The organism is Arthrobacter ginkgonis, from assembly GCF_039540195.1.
GTDB classification, from domain to species: Bacteria; Actinomycetota; Actinomycetes; order Actinomycetales; family Micrococcaceae; genus Zafaria; species Zafaria ginkgonis.
Map to the genome: position 1 here is coordinate 248,523 of NZ_BAABEO010000023.1, position 22,067 is coordinate 270,589.

Here is a 22,067-nt window from a genome sequence, read left to right on the forward strand (position 1 = left end):
AAGACACCGATTCCTTGCGGGCGCTCGTCGCCGAGGATCCGGTGGTGAACGTGTTCCTCGATGCCCAGCTGGACTGTACCGGCACCGCCGCGCCCACCGGTAGCGGCGGCATGGTGGTGGGCCGGTTCGACGGCGAACGCCTCGAATCGGCCTGCTGGGTTGGGGCGAACCTGGTGCCCGTCCAGGCCTCGGCCGAGGCCGCGGCGGAGATCGCCGACGCCCTGCTTCCGCTGGGGCGCAACTACTCGTCGATCTTCGGGCCCGCCGACGCCGTCCTGGCGCTCTGGGGAAGGCTGCAGGAGGGGACGCAGCGGGCCTTCGACGTGCGTCCGTCCCAGCCGCTCATGGTCCTGGACCGGGCCGCCGACATCCCGCCGGCCCCGGGCCTGCGGCTGTCCACCGACTCCGACTACGACGCCGTCCTGCCCGCCTGCGCGGCGATGTTCGAGGAGGAGCTGGGCTACTCGCCGCTGACCGGCGGAGGCTCCTACTACCGGGCCCGCGTCCGCTCGCTGATCCGGCAGGGGCATTCCTTCGTGGACCTCGACGAGAACGGCCAGGTGCTGTTCAAGGCGGAACTGGGAACCGTGTCGCCGCGGGCCACGCAGATCCAGGGCGTCTGGGTGGCGCCGGCCCACCGCGGGCGCGGCCTCGCCGCGCCCTACATGGCCGCCGTCGCCGGATACGCGCTGGCGGTCGCCCCCGTTACCAGCCTGTACGTCAACGACTACAACGCGCCCGCCCTGGCCACCTACCGCCGCGTGGGATTCCGTCAGGTCGGCGAGTTCGCCACTGTGCTGTTTTGAGACTGCCCCGCTCGGGGCCCCTGCTGATCCGTGCCTCCCGCACCCCGGCGGAGCCGCCGCTTGGGCGCCATTCGGCCGTGCAGGCGTGCGGCGGGTAAATTTGGAGGCGATTCCCCAGGGGAAACCCTCTCCCAGTGCGGCGCGACGCCGCGGAAACGGATAGACAAGCGTGGTCCTACGACTTTCCACACTGTTCCTGCGCACCCTGCGCGAAGACCCGGTCGACGCCGAGGTCGCCAGCCACAAGCTGCTGGTGCGTGCCGGCTACATCCGCCGTGCCGCGCCCGGCATCTACACCTGGCTGCCGCTGGGCCTGCGCGTGCTGGCGAAGGTCGAGGCGATCGTCCGCGAGGAAATGAACGCGATCGGCGCCCAGGAAGTGCACTTCCCGGCACTGCTGCCGCGCGAGCCCTACGAGGTGACCGGCCGCTGGACCGAATACGGCGAGGGCCTGTTCCGGCTCAAGGACCGCAAGGAAGCCGACTACCTGCTGGCCCCCACCCACGAGGAGATGTTCACCCTCCTGGTCAAGGACCTCTACAGCTCCTACAAGGACCTGCCGGTTACCCTCTACCAGATCCAGAACAAGTACCGCGACGAGGCCCGGCCGCGGGCCGGCCTGCTGCGCGGCCGCGAATTCATCATGAAGGACTCCTACTCCTTCGACGTCGACGACGCCGGCCTGGAGGCCTCCTACCAGGCGCACCGCGCCGCGTACCTGAAGATCTTCTCCCGCCTTGGCCTGGAGATCGTCCCGGTGCACGCGACCGCCGGCGCCATGGGCGGCTCCAAGTCGGAGGAGTTCCTGCACCCGACCGAGGTTGGCGAGGACACCTTCGTGCGCTCGGCCGGAGGCTATGCGGCAAACGTCGAGGCCGTGACCACCGTGGTTCCGGCCGACATCGACTACGCGGACGCCCCGGCCTTCGAGGTCAAGGACACCCCGGACACCCCGACCATCGATTCGCTGGTTGCCTGCGCCAATGAGATCGCCCCGCGCGAGGACCGCGAGTGGGCCGCCGCCGACACCCTGAAGAACGTGGTGCTGGCCGTGACGCTGCCCACCGGCGAGCGCCAGCTCGTCGTCATCGGCGTGCCCGGCGACCGCGCCGTGGACCTCAAGCGCATCGAAGCCAACATCGGCGCCCACCTGCCCATCGCCGGCGAGCTCGGCATCGAGGCCGCCAACGACGAGGACATCAAGAAGGTTCCGGCCCTGGTCAAGGGCTACATCGGTCCGGCCCTCGGCCTGGACGCCGCGACGCTGGGCGAAAAGTCCGCCAGCGGGATCACCTTCCTGGTGGATCCGCGCGTGGTCGTGGGCACCGCCTGGGTCACCGGAGCCAACGAGCACGGCAAACACGTCTTTGGCCTGGTCGCCGGCCGCGATTTCACTTGGGACGGCACCATCGAGGCCGTCGAGGTTCGTGCCGGCGACGAGGCCCCGGACGGCTCCGGCCCGCTGGAAACCGCCCGCGGCATCGAGATGGGCCACATCTTCCAGCTCGGCCGCAAGTACGCGGAGGCGCTGGAACTGAAGGTCCTGGACCAGAACGGCAAGCTGGTCACGGTCACCATGGGCTCCTACGGCGTCGGCGTCACGCGTGCGGTCGCCGCCTTGGCCGAGTCCAACCACGACGACCGCGGCCTGGTCTGGCCGCGCAACGTGGCCCCGGCCGACGTGCACCTGATGGTCACCGGCAAGGGCGAGGAACTGTTCGCCGAGGCCGAGCGGATCGCGGCCGGGCTCGAGGCCCGCGGCATGGAGGTCATCTTCGACGACCGCCCCAAGGTCTCCGCCGGCGTGAAGTTCGGCGACGCCGAACTGATCGGCGTGCCGACCATCGCCGTCGTCGGCCGCGGCCTGGCCGAGGGCCTGGTCGAGGTCAAGGACCGCGCCACCGGTACGGCCGAAAACGTGGCGGTTGCCGACGTCGTGGACACCCTCGTGGCCAAGGTTCGGGGCTGGGACCTGCCGCGCCCGTGACCGAACTGCTGAACGGTTCCGGCCTGGAGAACCTCCAGGCCGGAACCATTCTCTTGGTGCTGGCGGCGGGGCTGGCCGCAGGGTGGGTCGACGCCGTCGTCGGTGGCGGCGGGCTCATTCAGCTCCCTGCCCTGCTGCTGGTCCCGGGCATCGCCCCGGTCCAGGCGCTGGCGACCAACAAGATGGGGTCGATCTTCGGAACCACCACCAGCGCCGTGACCTATTACCGGCGCGCCAGTCCGGACCTGAAGACGGCGCTCCCCATGGCGGCGATCGCGCTGGCCGGAAGCTTCGCCGGCGCGATCGTGGCCACCCTGCTGCCGTCCGCGGTGTTCAAGCCGGTCATCCTGGCCGCCCTGGTCGCGGTCGCGCTGTTCACCGCCTTCCGGCCCACCGCCGGCGAGCTGACCAGGCTGCGCCACCAGGGGCGCCGGCACTATGTCCTGGCCGGGACGATCGGCCTGGCGATCGGGTTCTACGACGGGCTGATCGGCCCGGGCACCGGATCGTTCCTGATCATCGCCATGGTGGTGGTCCTCGGCTACAACTTCCTGGCCGCCAGCGCCAAGGCGAAGATCGTCAACATGGCCACCAACTTCGGTGCGCTGGTGTTCTTCCTGCCCAGCGGGCACCTGCTTTGGGGCCTCGGCCTGCTGCTGGGAATGGCCAACATGGTCGGCGGCTACATTGGCGCCCGCACGGCGATCGGCCGCGGCGCCCGGTTCATCCGCATCGTGTTCCTGGTGGTGGTCGCCGCCCTGATCGTGCGGTTGGGGTTCGACGTCGCCATGCAGTGGATGCCCGCCGCGTAGGACTACGCCGCGCAGGATTCGACCTGGCAGTGCCCCGGCACGCACGCCCCCGAAGGTGTGCCTAGAATGGGGGAACCACGGGAGCCCGCAGACGGGCTGAGAGGGCATGGCCGGCATTCGCCGGCCCGGATGCCGACCGTAGAACCTGATCCGGGTCATGCCGGCGGAGGGAAGGTACATCCATTGCGTTGCGTCGTTGTCGGGGCCGGGATCATCGGGCTCTCGGCCGCTTGGGAACTGGCCCGTTCCGGGGTCGAGACCGTTGTCGTTGACCCGGCTCCGGCCGGCGGGGCCACCGCCGCCGCGGCAGGGATGCTCGCGGGCGTGACCGAATTCCACTACCAGGAGCGGGACTTGCTGGGCCTTTCGCTGCCCGCGGCGGCGAAGTGGCCGTCCTGGGCCGCGCAGCTGGAGGCGGCCTCCGGGCTGTCCACGGGCTTCCGGCCCGGCGGGACGCTGGTGGTTGCCGCCGATTCCGGGGACCGGGCCACGCTGGCGGACCTGCGGGCCGCGCAGGCCGCGCTGGGGCTGGCGGTCGAGGAAATCACCACGCGCGAGGCCCGTGCCGCCGAGCCCCTGCTGACACCGCGCCTGGCCGGCGCCTTCCGTGCCGTTGGCGACCACCAGACCGATCCGCGCCGCACCGCCGCCGCCCTGGTCGCCGCGCTGGAGGCGCTGCCGAACGCGCGTCTCGTCGCGGCCCGGGCGGTGCGCTGCGGCGCAGGCGCCGGCCCGTTCGTGGAATACGACGGCGGGCGGCTGGACTGCGACGAGGTCGTGTTGGCCACCGGTGGCGGCATGGTCCGGGCCGGAGGCACGGGGGAGGGGCCGGTGCGGGAGGGGCTAGCGCTGGAGGGCCTGCCCGCTCCGCTGCGCCTGCCGGTGCGCCCGGTGTACGGCGACGTGCTGCGCCTGCGCACCGTCCCGGGTGGCCCGCTGCCCTCGGGGAACGTGGTCCGCGGCCTGGTCGGGGGCCAGTCCGTCTACATCGTGCCCCGCGCCGACGGGGAAGTGGTGGTGGGGGCGACCGAACGGGAGGACGGCCGGGCCGGTGTCGGTGCCGGGGGAGTCCACCGCCTGCTGCGCGACGCGCTGCGGCTGATGCCCGCCCTGGGCGAACTGGACCTGGCCGAAACCATCGCCAGGGCGCGGCCGGGCACCCCCGACAATCTGCCGCTGCTGGGCCGGGCCGCGCCCGGGCTGGTGGTCGCCGTCGGCTTCCACCGGCACGGGGTCCTGCTCAGCGCGGCGGCGGCCGCCGCCGTTGCCGCACTTGTTGGCGTCCCGGCTCCACCCGGGCACGCAGCCGGCCCCGCTCCCTCTGATCTCGTTCCCTTTGACCCCGCACCCTTTGACCCCTGGAGGTTCTCATGACAACACCGGCACCACAGCCCGGCCCCGCGCCGGCGACGCTCAACGGCGAGGCGATCGGGGAACTGCCCGGCAGCATCCTGAAGCTGGTCCAGGCGCGGACCGGCCGCGAGCTCGGCGCGGACGGCGCCCCCGTCGACGGCGGGCGGCTGGGTGTCGCCGTCGCACTCAACCAGGAGGTCCTGCCGCGCCGGCGCTGGGCTGAAACAACCGTCCGCGCTGGCGACGCGATCGAACTGCTCACGGCGGTCCAGGGTGGTTAACGGCAAGGTGGTTAACGGCGGAGTGGCTAGCGGGATGGGAACCCTGGTCATCGACGGCATCGAACTGGGCTCGCGCCTGGTCATGGGCACCGGCGGGGCGCCAAGCCAGGCCGTGCTGGAGGAGGCCCTGCTGGCCTCCGGCACGGAACTGACCACGGTCGCCTTGCGCCGGCACACCCCCGGGGAGGGCGAATCCATCTACGCGATGCTGCAGCGCCGCGGGATCCGGGTCCTGCCGAACACCGCCGGCTGCCACACCGCCCGCGAGGCCATGCTCACCGCCGAACTGGCCCGCGAGGCGCTGGAAACGGACTGGGTGAAGCTGGAGGTCGTCGCCGACGAGGAGACGCTGCTGCCCGATGCGGTGGAGCTGCTGGACGCAGCCGAGCGCCTGGCGGCGGGCGGGTTCAAGGTCTTCGCCTACACCAACGACGACCCCGTGACCGCGCAGCGGCTCGAGGACGTCGGCTGCGTGGCCGTGATGCCGTTGGGCGCGCCGATCGGCAGCGGGCTGGGGGTGCTGAATCCGCACAACATCGAGCTGATCGCCGCCCGGGCCACGGTGCCGGTGGTGCTCGACGCCGGCGTCGGCACGCCCTCGGACGCGGCGCTGGCGATGGAGCTCGGCTGCGACGCGGTGCTGCTGGCCAGCGCGGTCACCCGCGCCCAGGACCCGGTGCTGATGGCGCGGGCATTCCGGCACGCGGTCGAGGCCGGACGGCTGGGCCGGGCCGCCGGGCGCATCCCGAAGCGTCCGCTGGCGGTGGCCTCCTCCACGCTGGAGGGCCGGGCCGCCCTCCAGCCGGTGTGCGGTTAGGAGCGATCATGGCTGTTTCCACCCCCGCACTGCCGCCGCTGGTTTCCCCGGGCCCGGAACTGACCCCGGAGGAGCTGCGGCGCTACTCGCGCCACCTGATCATCCCGGAAGTGGGCCTGGAGGGGCAGCGCCGACTGAAGAACGCACGCGTGCTGGTGATCGGGGCCGGCGGCCTGGGCTCCCCGGTGCTGCTCTACCTGGCGGCCGCCGGCATCGGGACTCTGGGCATCGTCGAGGACGACGCCGTGGACGATTCCAACCTCCAGCGCCAAGTGATCCACGGGGTTGCGGACGTCGGCCGCCCGAAGGCGGAATCGGCCCGGGACTCCATCGCCGGGCTTAACCCGCATGTGGCAGTCGAACTGCACCAGGTGCGGCTGGACTCAACCAATGCGCTGGAGATCTTCTCCGGCTACGACCTGCTCATCGACGGCACGGACAACTTCGCCACCCGCTACCTGGTCAATGACGCGGCGGCGATCCTGGGCAAGCCGTACGTCTGGGGCTCGATCCTGCGCTTCGACGGCCAGGTCAGCGTGTTCTGGAACGGCCGCGGGCCCACCTACCGGGACCTGTATCCGGAAGCGCCGCAGGCCGGGACGGTGCCCTCCTGCGCCGAGGGCGGTGTGTTCGGCGTGCTGTGCGGCCAGATCGGGTCGGTGATGGCGGCCGAGGCGATCAAACTGGTCACCGGGATCGGGCAGCCGCTGCTGGGCCGGCTGCTGGTCCTGGACGCGTTGGGCATGAACTGGCGGGAGCTCCGCCTCCGCCCGGACCCGGACACTGTCCAGCCGGCCAGGCTGCTGGAGGACTATCCGGCCTTCTGCGGGGTCCCGGCGGACCGGGAACGCACCCTGCCCACGGTGTCCCCGCCCGAACTGGAGGCCATGCTGCGCGAGCGGGCGGCGGGCCGGGAGGATTTCGTGCTGGTCGACGTGCGCGAACCCGGCGAGGCACGGATCGTGTCCATCGATGGTGCCGAGCTGGCCCCGCGCGGGCTGGTGCTCGCCGGGGAGGTCGACCTGCCGCGGGACCGTCCCCTGGTGCTCCACTGCAAGTCGGGAGTGCGCTCGGGGGAGGTGCTCGGCCACCTCCTGGACCGCGGCTACACCCACGCGCGGCATCTCACCGGCGGCATCCTGGGCTGGATCGAACAGGTCGAGCCCAAAAAGCCCGTGTACTGAGCCAGCCTGCGGGCCGGGCAGGCCCGTGGCAATCCGTCGTGGGGGATCAGGGGGTGGCGAGTGCCGCGGACCAGGACTCGGCCGCCAGGGCCGCGCGCAGGGTGCCCACGGCGGCACCGGCCGCGTCGCGCAGCAGGGCAGAGAGCTGTTCCTCCCCGGTGGCCGCGGCGCCCACGGGGTCCTTCGCGAAGCCGGAGGGCAGCCGGTACGCGGCCGCCCGCAGCGGCACGCACTCCTCCGGGAGGCGGGATTGGAGCCGCCAGCCCAACTGCTCGCGGTCGGCGGCGGCCTCCCAGGCCCCTTCCGCGGCGTCCCCCTGGGTCCGCGCCCCCGCCACCTGGTAGGCGTAGGCGAGCCGGAACGCCGCATCCGTGGCGCCCGCGAGCGCGGCCTGGGCCTGGCACGTGGCCTCGGTTGCCCCCGCTCCGGCCGTGGTTCCGTCCGGCGGCATCGTTTCCTGCGAAGACCCCGTTCCGTCCGTGGGTGGGGCCGAGCCGGGCCCCGTGCCGTTCTCGGCGTCGAAGGCCTTCCAAGCCGCGTCGGCATCCAGCGGAACCTCCGGCAGTGCCTCCACCGCGGCCTTGCCGCCCTCGGCCCGGGCGACGTCGCGGGCGGCCAGTGCCTGTTCCGTTCCGGCCAGCAGCAGCGACCGGGACAACTGCTCCGGGGCGCCCAACGACGCCGTGAGCAGGCCGTTCGCTGATTGGGCCAGCCGCTCGGCGAAGGCGGCCGGACCGGTTCCGGCATCGGACCCGGACGTGGGGTCGCCGGACGGGTTTGATTCAGGCGGCGTTGCCTCAGGCGTGGTTGCGCCGGACGGGGAGGCGCCGGGCGTGGACCCGCTGGAGGCCGCGGCGCCGGGTGTGAGCAAGTCGACATGCGCGGCCAAGACCTTCCGTGCGGCAGCCAGTTCCTCCGTGGGCCAGTGCGCGGGCGCCGTCTCCGGGTCGGTTTCCGCGCCCGCGGAAGGGGTGGCCGGTGCCGGCCCGGCTGCCAGTTCGGTGGCTTCCTCCAGCAGCGAGGCCAGCTGGGTCCCGAGGGTTTCCGCGGAACTTCCGGCGGCGGCGGACGGCGCGGAATCGCCGGGATTTCCGGGGAGGCCGGGGCCCACCGTGGTGCCCAGGCCGACGACGACGGCGGCCACCAGCAGCAGTCCTCCGGCCCGGGCGGCCGCCCGCCCGGCACGCCGGGGACGCCCGGGCCGTGCGGAGGCGCGGGAATGCGGGGGAACCGGGGGAAGTGACATCGCCTTAGATCATCCCACGCTGTCCCCGGGCGCAGGGCCGCAGCGACCAACCGCGCGGATCTTCGTTACTCTTGGAGGCACAACATCATCACGTGGGAGGAATACATGTCCGCCAAACCGGTAGACACCCAGCCCGAGGCCGAACGCCTCAAGAAGTATCTGGAACCCACCGTTGCCTCCCACGAGCTGTACCTCGAGGACGTCGAGGTACGGGTTGCCGGGCAGCATCGGACCGTGCACGTCATCGTGGACCTGCTCGAAGGCACCGGCAGTGTCGACCTGGATCAAATCGCTGAGGTCTCGCGCGCCCTCTCCGAGGCCATGGACCAGGTCCCGGGGGACACGGGCGCTCCCTACGACCTCGAGGTCTCCTCGCCCGGCGTCGGCCGCCCGCTGACCGAACCGCGGCACTGGCGCCGCAACGTCGGCCGGCTGGTCAAGGTGAACCTCATCCAGGAAGACAACATCACCGGCCGGCTGACCGCGGTGACCGAAGACGGCATCGTGGTGGTTCCGGACCTGCCGGTCAAGAAGGGCATGAAGCCCAAGCAGGGCGAACCCACGGAAGTGGGCTTCGACCGCATCCGGCGCGGCAGCGTGGAGGTCGAATTCTCCCGCCCCGGCGAGCCGGAACCGGAAACACTGGACATCGACGACGAGGCGGAGGAGGCCTGATATGGATATCGACATGAGCGCGCTGCGCCTGTTGGAGCGCGAGCGGGAAATCCCGGTGGACGTGCTGATCCCCACCATCGAGCAGGCGCTGCTGGTGGCTTACCACAAGTCCCCGGGCGCCATCTCGCGGGCCCGCGCCGAGGTGGACCGCAAGAGCGGCCACGTGACCATCTGGGCCACCGAGTTCGACGAGGAGGGGGAGGCGATCGGCGAGTTCGACGACACCCCGAACGGCTTCGGACGCATCGCGGCCAGCACGGCGCGCCAGATCATCATGCAGCGCCTGCGCGACGCCGAGGATGACAACATCCTGGGCGAGTTCCGCGGCAAGGAAGGCGAGCTGGTCTCCGGCCAGATCCAGCAGGGGCACAACCCCCTGATGGTCCAGGTGAACCTGGGCGCGGTGGAGGCCCTGCTGCCGCCGCCGGAGCAGGTCCCCGGGGAGTCCTACAAGCACGGCAACCGCATCCGCGCCTACGTGGTGGACGTCCACAAGGGCCAGAAGGGTCCGTCCATCACGCTCTCGCGTTCGCACCCGAACCTGGTCCGGAAGCTCTTCGAGCTGGAGGTCCCGGAGATCGCGGACAAGTCCGTGGAGATCGTTTCGCTGGCCCGCGAGGCCGGCCACCGCTCCAAGATCGCGGTCCGGGCCAAGGTTCCGGGCGTGAACGCCAAGGGCGCCTGCATCGGCGAGATGGGTTCGCGCGTGCGCGCCGTTATGACGGAACTGAACGACGAGAAGATCGACATCGTGGACTACAGCGACGACCCGGCGACCTTCATTGCCAGCGCCCTGTCCCCGGCACGGGTGAACTCGGTGACGATCGTCGACGCCGCGGCCCGTTCGGCCCGCGTGGTGGTCCCCGATTTCCAGCTTTCGCTGGCGATCGGCAAGGAGGGCCAGAACGCCCGCCTCGCCGCCAAGCTCACCGGCTGGAGGATCGACATCGTCTCCGACGCGCGGATCCAGCAGCAGGCGATGCAGCAGCAGTCCGAACAGCAGTAGCGTCACCGGCACGACGGCGGCCTTCCGGACCGCGCGGGCAGTCCGCCCGCGTCCCGGAGGGCCGCCGTCGTTGTGCCCGGCACTTTTGGCGTGGGGTCACCGCCTGCGTGTCTGGGCCGAACGCGGGGCCTCCGGGGTGGGGTCGCCGCGGTGGGGCCGAACGCGGTAGACTGGTCTGCGGTCCCGAATCGGGCCGGTAACCAGTCGCAGGAGATCTTCCGAACGTGAGCGTGCAGCACCAGCCGCAGCGAACGTGCGTCGGTTGCCGCCGGAAAGCGGACCAGAACCAGTTGATGCGATGGGTCGCGGCAGCGCGGGACGGCGGGTACGCCGTCCTTGCGGATCCGCACCGTCGCATGTCCGGCAGGGGTGCCTGGATGCACCCGACGCCGGAGTGTGCAGCCTTGGCCGTCAAACGCAGGGCATTCGCGCGGGCCTTCCGGGTCCCCGTGGATTCCTCGACGTTCGATCCGGCAGTGCTTGCAGCGGGCGCCTCCCCGACGGGGATTGACGCCGACACGACCGTCCAACCTGAAAGCGGGTCAGAAATCTGATGGAAACCCGATGAGTGCCAAGCGATGAGCGCCCAACGATGACCACGTTGTTGAGCGCCTCCACCGGCAAGTCGACGCCAAACGTCGGCATTCCGACCAAGAAAATAGACGGTTCGTAACCTAAGAAGAGTGCGGACCGAGACAGGAGAAATGTGGCCAAGGTCCGCGTACACGAGCTCGCCAAGGAGCTCGGTATCTCTTCCAAGGATGCAGTCACCAAACTGCAGGAACTGGGCGAATTCGTCCGTTCCGCCTCCTCCACGATTGAGGCGCCCGTAGTCCGCAAACTGCGCGACGCATTCCCGGCCAGCGGGTCCGCCCCGGCCGCCAAGCCCGCCGTAACCGGCGTCAAGCCGGGCGCCCCGCGTCCGGCCGCCGCTGCCCCTTCCGGCATCAAGCCGGGCCCGAAGCCGCCGGCCAAGCCGGAACCGGCCGCCGCCCCCGAGGCCCCGCGTGCCGAAGCGCCGCAGGCCGAGGCTCCGCGCGCCGAGGCACCCCGTGCCGAAGCCCCGCGCACCGAGGCTCCGCGCGCCCCGCGTCCGGCCGGCGGCGCCAAGCCGGGTGCACCGCGCCCGGGCAACAATCCGTTCTCTTCCCAGCAGGGCATGCGCGGCGGCGACGCCGAGCGTGGCGGCGCTCCGCGTCCGGGCGCCCCGCGTCCGGCCGGTGCCGGCGCCGGTGGCCCGCGTCCGGGCGGTCCCCGCCCGGGTGGCCCGCGTCCGGGCAACAACCCGTTCGCCCCGCAGCAGGGCATGCGCTCCGGCGCGCCGCGTCCGGGCGGAGCCCCGGGTGCCGGTGGCCCGCGTCCGGGCGGTCCCCGTCCGGCCGGCGGTGCCGGTGCTGGTGCCGGTAGCCCGCGTCCGGGCGGTCCGCGTCCGGCCGGTGCCGGTGCAGGTGGCCCGCGTCCGGGCGGTCCGCGTCCGAACCCGGGCATGATGCCCGGCCGCATCGAGCGTCCGGCTCCGGCCGGCGCAGGCCGTCCGGGTGCCCCGGGCCGCGGTCCGGCACGTCCGGGCGGTGCCCCGGGTGCCGGTGGCGGTACCGCTGGCGGCGGCGGCGGTTTCGGCAAGGGCGGCGGCGCAGGCCGCGGCCGTGGCGGGACCCAGGGTGCCTTCGGCAAGGGCGGCGCAGGCCGCGGCAAGCAGCGCAAGTCCAAGCGCGCGAAGCGCCAGGAACTGGAGCAGATGAGCGCACCGTCGCTGGGCGGCGTGAGCGTGCCCCGCGGCGACGGCACCACCATTGTGCGCGTGCGCCGTGGCGCCTCCATCACGGACTTCGCTGACAAGATCGGTGCAAACCCGGCGTCGCTGGTGACCGTGCTCTTCCACCTGGGCGAAATGGCTACCGCCACGCAGTCCCTGGATGAGGCGACCTTCGAGGTCCTCGGTGCCGAGCTCGGCTACAAGGTGCAGGTCGTGTCCCCGGAGGACGAGGAGCGCGAGCTGCTGGAGACCTTCGACATCGACCTGGATGCCGAGCTGGAGGCCGAAGGCGACGAGGTTCTCGAGGCGCGTCCGCCGGTGGTCACCGTGATGGGCCACGTCGACCACGGTAAGACCCGACTGCTGGACGCGATCCGCAAGACCAACGTCCTGGCGGGCGAGGCCGGCGGCATCACCCAGCACATCGGTGCCTACCAGATCCACACCACCCACGAGGGCGAAGACCGTGCGATCACCTTCATCGACACCCCGGGCCACGAGGCGTTCACCGCCATGCGTGCCCGTGGTGCGAAGGTCACCGACATCGCCGTCCTGGTGGTGGCCGCGGACGACGGCGTGATGCCGCAGACCATCGAGGCGCTCAACCACGCCCAGGCCGCCGGCGTGCCGGTGGTCGTCGCGGTGAACAAGATCGACAAGGAAGGCGCGAACCCGGACAAGGTCAAGGGCCAGCTCACCGAGTACGGCCTGGTTCCCGAGGAGTACGGCGGCGACACGATGTTCGTGCCCGTCTCCGCGCTCCAGAAGTCCGGCATCGACGAGCTGCTCGAGGCCGTCCTGCTGACCGCCGACGCGTCGCTGGACCTGCGCGCCAACCCGGACAAGGACGCTCGCGGCATCGCGATCGAAGCCAACCTGGACAAGGGCCGCGGCGCCGTCGCGACCGTCCTGGTCCAGTCCGGCACGCTGGCCGTCGGCGACACGATCGTCGCCGGCCAGGCACACGGCCGCGTGCGTGCGATGTTCAACGAGAACGGCGAGCCGCTTGACGTGGCCCTGCCGTCCCGCCCGGTCCAGGTCCTGGGCCTGTCCTCGGTGCCGCGCGCCGGCGACACCTTCCTGGTGACCCCTGACGAGCGCACCGCCCGCCAGATCGCCGAGAAGCGCGAAGCCGCCGACCGCAACGCCATGCTGGCCAAGCGCCGCAAGCGCATCACGCTGGAGGACTTCGACAAGGCCGTGGCCGAGGGCAAGATCGACACCCTCAACCTCATCCTCAAGGGTGACGTTTCCGGTGCCGTCGAGGCGCTGGAGGACTCGCTGCTCAAGATCGACGTGGGCGAGGGCGTGCAGCTGCGCGTCATCCACCGCGGCGTGGGTGCGATCACCCAGAACGACGTCAACCTCGCGACCGTGGACAGCGCCATCATCATCGGCTTCAACGTCCGCCCCGCCGAGCGCGTCGCCGAGCTGGCCGACAAGGAGGGCGTGGACATGCGCTTCTACTCGGTCATCTACGCCGCGCTGGACGACATCGAGGCCGCGCTCAAGGGCATGCTCAAGCCGGAGTACGAGGAAGTCCAGCTGGGCAGCGCCGAGGTCCGCGAGGTCTTCCGCTCGTCCAAGTGGGGCAACATCGCCGGCTCGATCGTCCGCTCGGGCACGATCCGACGCAACTCCAAGGCACGCCTGGTCCGCGACGGCAAGGTCGTCGCGGAGAACCTCACCATTGAGTCGCTGCGCCGCTTCAAGGAAGACGCCACCGAGGTCCGCACGGACTTCGAGTGTGGTATCGGCCTGGGGTCGTTCAACGACGTCAAGGAAGGCGACAGCATCGAGACCTACGAGATGCGCGAAAAGCCGCGCGTCTAGGGTCGCCTGGGGCGGGCAACCGCCCCTCGGTGCGACGGCGGCGGGAGGCTTCCGCACGGAAGCCCCCGCCGCCGTCGTTCCCGGCCGGGAAACCGGCAGGGCGTTTCGGCGCCGAAAAACACCAACACAGCCCCGTTTTAGTACAGGCTGGTTTCAACACAGGCAAGCCAAAGAAGGAGGGGTCATGGCTGACCCGGCACGCGCGGCACGACTCGCGCAACGCATCAAGGTGGTCGTTGCCCAGGCCTTGGGCAAGACCGTGAAGGATCCGCGGGTGGAGGCCATCACGGTCACCGACGCGCGCGTCACCAACGACCTGCAGCACGCGACCGTGTACTACACGGTGTTCGGCGACGACGAGGCCAAGGCCGGCGCCCGCGCCGCGCTGGAAAAGTCCAAGGGCGTCCTGCGCAAGGAGGTCGGCCGCAACATCACCGTGCGCCTGACCCCGACGCTGGAGTTCGTCCCGGACGAGATCCCGGTCAACGCGTCCCACCTCGAGGAGGTGCTGCGCCAGGCCAAGGCCAAGGACGCTGAGGTCGCGGCGCTGGCCGCGGGCAAGCAGTACGCCGGCGAGGCCGATCCGTACAAGAAGGACGAGGCGGACGAGGATTTCGGCGAGGACGACCTCCGCGCCTAGCGCCGAAACATCCGCAGTGCGCGGGCCCGTATGCAACGGGCCCGCGCACTTGTCGTTTCCACGGGCCTTCGTGGGGGCGGAAACGGGCGGCCCGTTGCGCGCCTATACTGGAGGGCGTGAAAAAAGGCCCCCAGAACGCCCCTGACTCGGTCGGCTCCGGACTCGTGATCGTCGACAAGCCCCAGGGCTGGACCAGCCACGACGTGGTGGGCCGCACCCGCCGCCTGGCCGGCACCCGCAAGGTCGGCCACGCCGGCACCCTGGACCCGATGGCCACCGGAGTGCTGGTCGTGGGGGTCAACAAGGCCACCCGGCTGCTGACGTACATCGTGGGCGTCTCCAAGACCTACACCGCCACCATCCGGCTGGGGGAGAGCACCGTCACCGACGACGCCGAAGGCGAGGTCGTCGAGCGCCGCATCGCCGCCGCGGTGACCGAGGAACGCATCCGCGAGGAGATCGCCCGCCTGACCGGCTCCATCCAGCAGGTCCCCTCCAGCGTCAGCGCCATCAAGGTCAACGGCGAGCGGTCCTACGCCCGCGTGCGCGCCGGGGAGGACGTCACCCTCGCGGCCCGCCCGGTGACCGTCCACCGCTTCGAGGTCCACGACATCCGCCGCGAGCGCGGCGGCAAGCTGCTGGACATCGACGTGACCGTCGAATGCTCCTCCGGCACCTACATCCGTGCCCTGGCCCGGGACCTGGGCGAGGCGCTGGAGGTCGGCGGCCACCTGACCGCCCTGCGCCGCACCCAGGTGGGCCCCTACCGGATCGGGCAGGCCCGGACCATGGAGCAGCTCGCCGAGGAGTTCACCATGCTTCCGCTGGAGGAGGCCGCCCGCGCACTCTTCCCCAACCGCGAACTCACCGCCGAGGAAACGGTGGAGCTCTCCTTCGGACGGCGCATCGGACCCAACCCGGACGGGGAAGTCACCGCGGCCTTCGCGCCCGACGGAACGCTGGTGGCCCTGCTGAAGAACAAGGGCGAGGCGGCCAAGCCCGAACTCGTCTTCGCGACGGCCTGACCGGGCCCTCAGCGCCCCCCGACCCCCGAAAGGAACCCCGAGCCCCGTGATCGTCGACGGCTTCTTCATTGCCGGCGCCCTGGTCTGCGCCCTCGCGCTCATCCTCGGCGTCGTCGCCACGGTGATCCGCGACCACCCGGACGACTACGCGCTGGTGGCGGTCGCCGCCGTCGAACTTTTCCTGGTGGTCTACGCCGTTGCCGCAGCGGTGCGGCAGGCCGGCGGGCAGGCCGTCAGCGGCGAGCCGTGGGAGTTCTGGGGCTATGTCATCACCGCGCTGCTGATCCCGCCGATCGCCTTCTGGTGGGCAGTCACCGACAAGACGCGGTGGAGCAACGTGGTGCTCGCCGCCGCCGGCATCACGGTCTTCGTGATGCTCTACCGCATGGAACAGATCTGGGACGGAGCCCTTCCCGCATGAGCAGCAACACCCCACCGACCAACACCCCCAAGGCAGTGACCCTGGGGGAGGAGCGCGCCGCACGCGCGGCAGGACGCAACAGCGGCCTGGGCCGCATCATCATCGCCGTCTACGGCGTGTTTGCGCTCTCCTCCACCGCCCGCGCGGGCTTCCAGATCCTCACCGAGTTCGGCGAAGCGCCGTTGGCCTACACTCTGAGCGCCTTCGCCGCGGTGGTGTACATCGTGGCGACCCTGGCACTGGCGTCCAAGAAGCCCCACAGCTGGGCGGTTTCGCTGGCGGCCGTGCTGATCGAACTCGTGGGCGTGCTGGTGGTGGGGACCCTGGGCCTGCTGATCCCGGAGCACTTCGCGCACCCCGCGGTGTGGACGCAGTTCGGCTCGGGATACGGCTACGTGCCGCTGCTGCTGCCGCTGGTCGGCCTGTGGTGGCTGTACCGGCACCGCCCCTAACAGCCGCAGCGGCTGACAGTGCGCGGGCTACTTCTTGCCGAAGAGGGAGCCCAGGATCCCGCCCAGGTCCAGCCCGCCCAAATCGGGGCCACCCTGGTTCTGTCCCGGTTGGTTCTGTCCTGCCTGGCCCTGGCCCTGCTGCTGCCCGCCGCCCAGCACTCCGCCGAGCAGCCCGCCCAGGTCGATTCCGCCCGGTCCGCCGGCAGCCGGTCCTGCGCCCGCCGAGGACTGGGCGCCCCCGCCGCCCAGCAGTCCGCCGAGCAGGCCTCCGAGGTCGATCCCGCCTCCGCCCCCGGATTGCTGCCCGCCGCCCTTCGCCAGGAAGGACAGCACCAGCGGGGCCAACAGCGGCAGCGCCTTCTGCACCAGGCCACCCAGGTCGAAGCCCTCAGGCGTCGCCCCGTTCAGCTGCGCCGCCAGCGCGGTGCGGTTGTCTCCCATAACGTGGTTGACGATTTTCTCGCCGTCCTGCTCATCCACCTGGTCCAGGTCCACGCCGCCCTCCAGCAGCGCGTCGTCATGCTGGGCGATGGCCGAGCGCAGCGCGTCGGCCCCCTCCGGGGAGGAGGCGTTCGCCTGCATCCCCGCCAGCAACGACGGCAGGGCCGTCTGGACGGTGGCCAAGGCGGTTTGCTGGTCGGTGCCGAGCTTGCCGGCGAGCTGCTCAAGCGGGATCTGTCCGATGAAGTCCTGGATTCCGGGCATGATCGGTCCTCTTTTCCGTCGTTTCCGGCACGGCGTGCCGGAGCGTGTGCTGCCTGCGGCGCTGCCTCGTGCTGCCGGGGCGTCTTGCCGCGTTGTCCTGCCCTGCCGTATTACGGCGCCGGCCGCGGCGGCTGGCGCCGTGGCGTCCGGCCGGCCCGAGGTGCGCCTGTGCGCGATGCTAGCCCGGCCGGGCGCTCCCGCGGTAGGGCGGACAGGGGCCGCGGCGTGCCGCGGATGTGACCTGCCTGTCTCGGGAGCGGCTCCGGATCGTCCATAATGGAACAGGCGTCCGCCCGATACGCCCGTCGAGACCCCGTGAAGGAGCACCGTGCATTACTGGAAAGGCCTGGATGCCGTCCCGGCCGGCTACGGACCGTCGGTCGTCACCATCGGGAATTTCGACGGCGTCCATCGCGGGCACCAGGAGGTGCTGCGCCGCCTCGTGGAGGCCGGACGCGAGCGCGGATGTTCCAGCGTGGCGATCTCCTTCGACCCGCATCCCTCGCAGGTGCACCACCCCGCGGATGCCCCGCCGCTGATCATGGGCCTGGAGGACCGCGTCGAACTGCTCGCCGAGGCCGGCATCGACGCGCTGCTGATGGTGGAGTACACGCTGGGGTTCGCCGAGCACACCGCCGAGGAGTTCGTGCGCAAGTACATCGTCGAGCCCCTCGGAGCCAAGGCCGTGGTGATCGGCCATGACGTCCGCTTCGGCAAGGGCAACGGCGGGGACTTCGACACCATGCGCGAACTGGGGGACACCTACGGGTTCGACGTCATCGCGGTCGACGACTTCGGCGACGACCGCCGCTGCTCCTCCACCTGGATCCGCGAGGAACTGACCAACGGCGACGTGCGCAACGCCAACGAGATCCTCGGCAGGCCGCACCGCATGCGCGGGGAAGTGGTCCACGGCGCCGCCCGCGGCCGCGAACTCGGCTTCCCGACCGCGAACCTCGCCACCGCCTCGGCCGGCATCATCCCTGCCGACGGCGTCTACGCCGGCTGGCTGATCGACCAGGCGGGGACCCGCTGGCCCGCCGCCATCTCCGTCGGCTCCAACCCGACCTTCGAGGGCGTCAGCCGCCAGGTCGAGGCCCACGTGATCGACCGCCCCGAGGAGGGGGTCGCGGACTTCAACCTCTACGGCCAGCAGGTCGTGGTGGAATTCGTGGCCCGGCTTCGCCCGATGGTCGCCTACCGCGGCATCGAGGCCCTGATCGAGCAGATGCGCGAGGACGTCGACAAGACCCGCGCCGTGCTCGCCCATGCCTAGCACGGCGGAACCAAACCCGCTGGCGCCCGTGCCCCATCCGGTCGTGCCCAACCTGCCCGGGCGCGCCTTCGCGCTCGAGGCCGCGCACCGGAGCGCGCTGGGCGCCGCCTTCGAATCCGGCGGCGAACACTACGACGCCGTCCGTCCCGGCTACCCCGCGGACGCCGTGGACTTCATGGTCCCTGCCGGCGCGACGGATGCGGTCGACGTCGGCGCGGGCACCGGCATCTTCACCGGGCTGCTGGTCGCCCGCGGCCTGCGCACGACGGCGGTGGACCCGTCCGCGGACATGCTGGCCGCGCTGCGTGCCCGGCTTCCCGGCGTGCCGGCCGTCCAGGGCACCGCGGAGGAGACCGGCCTGCCGGAGGCGGGCGCCGACGTCGTCGTCTTCGCCCAGGCCTGGCACTGGGTGGATCCGCTCGCGGCCAGCACCGAGGCGGCGCGCCTGCTGCGCCCCGGCGGAACGCTGGCGCTGGTCTGGAACCAGTTGGACGTTTCCGTCCCCTGGGTGCACCGGCTGGCGCGCATCATGCACGCCGGGGACGTGCACCGGCCCGGGTTCGTCCCCCCGCTGGGGCCGGAGTTCGCCCCGTGGGAGTCCCACGAGACCTCCTGGGAGGACACCCTCACCCCGGAGGGGCTGGTGGATCTGGCGAAGTCGCGCAGCTACTACCTGCGCGCCACCGCGGGGGTCCGCGCCAAGGTGGAGGCCAACCTGCGCTGGTACCTGCACGAGCACCTCGGCCATGCGCCCGGGGAGCCGATCGCGCTGCCCTACGTCACGCACGCCTGGCGGGCCGCCAAGGCCTGAACCCGGCCCGACCCCCGGCGGCATCCGGCGCGGCGCCGGGTGCTAGACTTGATGACGGTGCCCGCTGCAGTCCGCGGTTGCGCGGCACCGCGCCGGCAACGGCACGCTCAATGTTCGCGGTACGAATCAAGGAGATCCTGTGGCACTGGACGCCGCTGTCAAGACTGAAATCATTAAGGCCTACGCCACCCACGAGGGCGACACCGGTTCCCCGGAGGTGCAGGTCGCAGTCCTGTCCCGTCGCATCTCGGACCTGACGGAGCACCTGAAGACCCACAAGCACGACCACCACACCCGCCGCGGCCTGATGGCCCTGGTCGGTCGTCGTCGCCGCATGCTCGGTTACCTCAAGGACACCGACATCGAACGCTACCGTTCGCTCATCGAGCGCCTCGGCCTGCGTCGATAACATGACACGAGGGCGGCTCCTCCGGCCGGTTCAACCGGGCCCGGCGGGGCCGCCTTTAGTCTGGTGGGGGAGCGTTTAGCCCCGCCGCAGCAACACGCACCACAGCAACAAAACACACACAGGAGCGGCCAGCGCCACGGGCATTCGCGGTCCTCGGTAGTGGCTTACGGGACGGCAAACGCCGGACAAACCCGTGGGCCTCGATCGAAGACCGGGTGCAACATCCGGGCGACCCGGAACCGGGTACAGGCCGCCTCCGCAGAAACAGAAACGGAGGTGACTCTCAATGGAGGGTCCCGAAATCCAGTTCGCCGAGGCCGTCATCGACAACGGCCGCTTCGGCAAGCGCGTCGTGCGCTTCGAGACCGGCCGCCTTGCCCAGCAGGCCGCCGGCGCCGCGATGGTCTACATCGACGACGACACCTCGATGCTTTCGGCCACCACCGCCGGCAAGCACCCGCGCGAAGGCTTCGACTTCTTCCCGCTGACGGTCGACGTCGAGGAGCGCATGTACGCCGCGGGCCGCATCCCCGGCTCGTTCTTCCGCCGCGAAGGCCGTCCGTCCACCGAGGCCATCCTGGCCTGCCGCCTGATGGACCGCCCGCTGCGCCCGGCCTTCGTCAAGGGCCTGCGCAACGAGGTCCAGGTCGTCGTGACGATCCTGTCCATCAACCCGGACGACCTCTACGACGTGGTGGCCATCAACGCTTCCTCCATGTCCACGCAGCTTTCCGGCCTGCCCTTCTCCGGTCCGATCGGCGGCGTCCGCGTCGCCCTGATCGACGAGGGCAACGGTGCCCAGTGGGTCGCCTTCCCGAAGCACTCCCAGCTGGAGAACGCCGTGTTCAGCATGGTCGTGGCCGGCCGCGTCGCCGGCGACGACGTCGCCATCATGATGGTTGAGGCCGAGGCGACCGACAACGCCTGGAACCTCATCAAGGAGCGCGGCGCGACCGCCCCGACCGAAGAGGTCGTGGCCGAGGGCCTTGAGGCCGCCAAGCCGTTCATCCGCGTGCTGTGCGACGCGCAGGCCGACCTGGCCGCCCGCGCCGCCAAGCCGAGCGTCGAGTTCCCGGTCTTCAAGGACTACGAGGACGACTCCTTCGCCGCCGTCGAGTCCCTGGCCGCGGGCCGCCTGACCGAGATCTTCGCGATCGCGGACAAGCAGGAGCGCGACAACGCCGCCGACGCCTACAAGGCCGAGGTCGTCGAGACCCTCGCCGGCGAAGGCAAGGAGTTCGCGGGCCGCAACGGCGAGGTCTCCAAGGCCTTCCAGTCCCTCACCAAGCAGGTCGTGCGCCAGCGCATCCTCAAGGACCAGGTCCGCATCGACGGCCGCGGCCTGACCGACATCCGCAAGCTCACCGCCGAGGTCGAGGTCCTGCCGCGCGTGCACGGCTCCGCGATCTTCGAGCGCGGCGAGACCCAGATCATGGGTGTCACCACGCTGAACATGCTGAAGATGGAACAGCAGATCGACTCGCTGTCCCCGGTGACGCGCAAGCGCTACATGCACAACTACAACTTCCCGCCGTACTCCACCGGCGAGACCGGCCGCGTCGGCTCCCCGAAGCGCCGCGAAATCGGCCACGGCGCCCTCGCCGAGCGCGCGCTCGTGCCGGTGCTGCCGTCCCGCGAGGAGTTCCCGTACGCGATCCGCCAGGTCTCCGAGGCCCTCGGCTCCAACGGCTCCACTTCGATGGGCTCGGTCTGCGCCTCCACGCTGTCCCTGCTCAACGCCGGTGTGCCGCTGAAGGCTCCGGTCGCCGGCATCGCCATGGGCCTGGTCTCCGACCAGGTCGACGGTCAGACCCGCTACGCGGCGCTGACCGACATCCTGGGCGCCGAGGACGCGTTCGGCGACATGGACTTCAAGGTCGCCGGCACCGCCGAGTTCGTGACCGCGATCCAGCTGGACACCAAGCTCGACGGCATCCCGGCCTCCGTGCTGGCCGCCGCCCTGAAGCAGGCCCGCGAGGCCCGCCTGCACATCCTCTCCGTGATCAACGCGGCGATCGACACCCCGGACGAGCTGTCCGAGTTCGCTCCGCGCATCATCTCCGTGAAGATCCCGGTGGACAAGATCGGCGAGGTCATCGGCCCCAAGGGCAAGATGATCAACCAGATCCAGGAGGACACCGGCGCGGACATCTCCATCGAGGACGACGGCACCGTGCTGATCGGCGCGACCAACGGCGAGTCGGCCGAGGCCGCCCGCGCCGCGATCAACGCCATCGCCAACCCGCAGGTCCCCGAGGTGGGCGAGCGCTACCTGGGCACGGTCGTGAAGCTGACCACCTTCGGCGCCTTCGTCTCCCTGACCCCGGGCAAGGACGGCCTGCTGCACATCTCCGAGCTGCGCAAGCTCGCCGGCGGCAAGCGCGTTGACGACGTCGAGGACGTCGTCTCCGTGGGCCAGAAGGTCCAGGTGGAGATCACCAAGGTCGACGACCGCGGAAAGCTGTCCCTGGCCCCGGTCGTCGCCGACGACGAGTCCGCGGACGCGGCCGAGTAGGCCAGCCAACCACATGGTGATGGTTCCTCTGCCGCTTCACGGCTCTGGAATGGCTCC

Annotated in this window: 21 protein-coding genes and 1 riboswitch; of the genes, 19 read left to right on the top strand and 2 right to left on the bottom strand. The window is 71.1% G+C overall.

Annotated features, from left to right (window positions below; all coding sequences use genetic code 11):
• The first annotated feature begins 14 nt into the window (after window positions 1–14).
• The 7 genes from ABD912_RS17320 (at window position 15) to moeB (ending at window position 7,240) form a co-directional block, all read left to right on the top strand.
• Window positions 15–806 (top strand): GNAT family N-acetyltransferase, encoded by a 792-nt coding sequence (locus ABD912_RS17320; RefSeq protein WP_345152752.1) that lies wholly within the window; start codon window positions 15–17, stop codon window positions 804–806.
• Window positions 807–975: 169 nt separating this feature from the next.
• Window positions 976–2,793 carry a proline--tRNA ligase gene (locus tag ABD912_RS17325; protein WP_345152754.1) on the top strand — a complete coding sequence of 606 codons (1,818 nt, stop codon included), beginning with the start codon at window positions 976–978 and terminating at the stop codon, window positions 2,791–2,793.
• Window positions 2,790–3,605 (top strand): sulfite exporter TauE/SafE family protein, encoded by an 816-nt coding sequence (locus tag ABD912_RS17330; protein WP_345152755.1) that lies wholly within the window; start codon window positions 2,790–2,792, stop codon window positions 3,603–3,605. Before ABD912_RS17325 ends, ABD912_RS17330 begins: the two co-directional genes overlap by 4 nt.
• A gap of 67 nt (window positions 3,606–3,672) precedes the next feature.
• A riboswitch (TPP riboswitch) is annotated at window positions 3,673–3,795 on the top strand.
• Complete coding sequence (gene thiO / locus ABD912_RS17335; RefSeq protein ID WP_345152757.1) at window positions 3,789–4,979, top strand: glycine oxidase ThiO; 1,191 nt, start codon at window positions 3,789–3,791, stop codon at window positions 4,977–4,979. Its footprint overlaps the riboswitch before it by 7 nt.
• Window positions 4,976–5,239, top strand: coding sequence for a sulfur carrier protein ThiS (thiS, locus tag ABD912_RS17340; RefSeq protein ID WP_345152759.1), 264 nt, complete (start codon window positions 4,976–4,978; stop codon window positions 5,237–5,239). The genes thiO and thiS overlap by 4 nt, the downstream gene beginning before the upstream one ends.
• Before the next feature lie 34 nt (window positions 5,240–5,273).
• Window positions 5,274–6,056: a thiazole synthase gene (locus ABD912_RS17345; protein ID WP_345152761.1), complete on the top strand. Its 783-nt coding sequence runs from the start codon at window positions 5,274–5,276 to the stop codon at window positions 6,054–6,056.
• A gap of 8 nt (window positions 6,057–6,064) precedes the next feature.
• A complete protein-coding gene (gene moeB / locus ABD912_RS17350) occupies window positions 6,065–7,240 on the top strand; it encodes a molybdopterin-synthase adenylyltransferase MoeB (protein ID WP_345152763.1) in 1,176 nt (391 codons plus the stop codon).
• A gap of 46 nt (window positions 7,241–7,286) precedes the next feature.
• Here the strand turns inward: moeB and ABD912_RS17355 are convergent, their stop codons facing one another.
• Window positions 7,287–8,486 carry a hypothetical protein gene (locus ABD912_RS17355; protein ID WP_345152765.1) on the bottom strand — a complete coding sequence of 400 codons (1,200 nt, stop codon included), beginning with the start codon at window positions 8,484–8,486 and terminating at the stop codon, window positions 7,287–7,289.
• A 105-nt stretch (window positions 8,487–8,591) separates the two neighbouring features.
• Between ABD912_RS17355 and rimP the strand changes: the two genes are divergently transcribed.
• The 8 genes from rimP to ABD912_RS17395 all read left to right on the top strand — a co-directional run bounded on the left by rimP (window position 8,592) and on the right by ABD912_RS17395 (window position 16,294).
• Window positions 8,592–9,161, top strand: a complete 570-nt coding sequence (gene rimP, locus ABD912_RS17360) for a ribosome maturation factor RimP (protein WP_345152767.1) — start codon at window positions 8,592–8,594, stop codon at window positions 9,159–9,161.
• 1 nt (window position 9,162) lies between these two features.
• Window positions 9,163–10,167, top strand: coding sequence for a transcription termination factor NusA (gene nusA / locus ABD912_RS17365; RefSeq protein WP_345152768.1), 1,005 nt, complete (start codon window positions 9,163–9,165; stop codon window positions 10,165–10,167).
• 230 nt (window positions 10,168–10,397) lie between these two features.
• Window positions 10,398–10,721, top strand: a complete 324-nt coding sequence (locus ABD912_RS17370) for a YlxR family protein (RefSeq protein WP_345152909.1) — start codon at window positions 10,398–10,400, stop codon at window positions 10,719–10,721.
• Window positions 10,722–10,873: 152 nt separating this feature from the next.
• Complete coding sequence (infB, locus tag ABD912_RS17375; RefSeq protein WP_345152771.1) at window positions 10,874–13,756, top strand: translation initiation factor IF-2; 2,883 nt, start codon at window positions 10,874–10,876, stop codon at window positions 13,754–13,756.
• A 184-nt stretch (window positions 13,757–13,940) separates the two neighbouring features.
• A complete protein-coding gene (gene rbfA / locus ABD912_RS17380; protein ID WP_345152772.1) occupies window positions 13,941–14,396 on the top strand; it encodes a 30S ribosome-binding factor RbfA in 456 nt (151 codons plus the stop codon).
• 116 nt (window positions 14,397–14,512) lie between these two features.
• Window positions 14,513–15,421, top strand: coding sequence for a tRNA pseudouridine(55) synthase TruB (gene truB, locus ABD912_RS17385; RefSeq protein WP_345152775.1), 909 nt, complete (start codon window positions 14,513–14,515; stop codon window positions 15,419–15,421).
• Between the two features lie 46 nt (window positions 15,422–15,467).
• Window positions 15,468–15,842, top strand: coding sequence for a hypothetical protein (locus ABD912_RS17390; protein ID WP_345152777.1), 375 nt, complete (start codon window positions 15,468–15,470; stop codon window positions 15,840–15,842).
• Entirely contained in the window at window positions 15,839–16,294 is a 456-nt protein-coding gene (locus ABD912_RS17395) for a hypothetical protein (RefSeq protein ID WP_345152780.1), read from the top strand. The genes ABD912_RS17390 and ABD912_RS17395 overlap by 4 nt, the downstream gene beginning before the upstream one ends.
• Before the next feature lie 27 nt (window positions 16,295–16,321).
• Here ABD912_RS17395 and ABD912_RS17400 read toward each other — a convergent pair whose 3' ends face one another.
• Complete coding sequence (locus ABD912_RS17400) at window positions 16,322–16,999, bottom strand: DUF937 domain-containing protein (protein ID WP_345152782.1); 678 nt, start codon at window positions 16,997–16,999, stop codon at window positions 16,322–16,324.
• Between the two features lie 328 nt (window positions 17,000–17,327).
• Between ABD912_RS17400 and ABD912_RS17405 the strand changes: the two genes are divergently transcribed.
• The 4 genes from ABD912_RS17405 to ABD912_RS17420 all read left to right on the top strand — a co-directional run bounded on the left by ABD912_RS17405 (window position 17,328) and on the right by ABD912_RS17420 (window position 22,010).
• Window positions 17,328–18,275: a bifunctional riboflavin kinase/FAD synthetase gene (locus ABD912_RS17405; RefSeq protein WP_345152783.1), complete on the top strand. Its 948-nt coding sequence runs from the start codon at window positions 17,328–17,330 to the stop codon at window positions 18,273–18,275.
• The gene (locus tag ABD912_RS17410) at window positions 18,268–19,086 is read left to right on the top strand and encodes a class I SAM-dependent methyltransferase (RefSeq protein ID WP_425548097.1); all 819 of its coding nucleotides are present in this window, start codon (window positions 18,268–18,270) and stop codon (window positions 19,084–19,086) included. The genes ABD912_RS17405 and ABD912_RS17410 overlap by 8 nt, the downstream gene beginning before the upstream one ends.
• 139 nt (window positions 19,087–19,225) lie before the next feature.
• Window positions 19,226–19,495: a 30S ribosomal protein S15 gene (gene rpsO, locus ABD912_RS17415; protein ID WP_345152785.1), complete on the top strand. Its 270-nt coding sequence runs from the start codon at window positions 19,226–19,228 to the stop codon at window positions 19,493–19,495.
• Window positions 19,496–19,781: 286 nt separating this feature from the next.
• Complete coding sequence (locus tag ABD912_RS17420; protein ID WP_345152787.1) at window positions 19,782–22,010, top strand: polyribonucleotide nucleotidyltransferase; 2,229 nt, start codon at window positions 19,782–19,784, stop codon at window positions 22,008–22,010.
• Window positions 22,011–22,067: the final 57 nt, after the last annotated feature.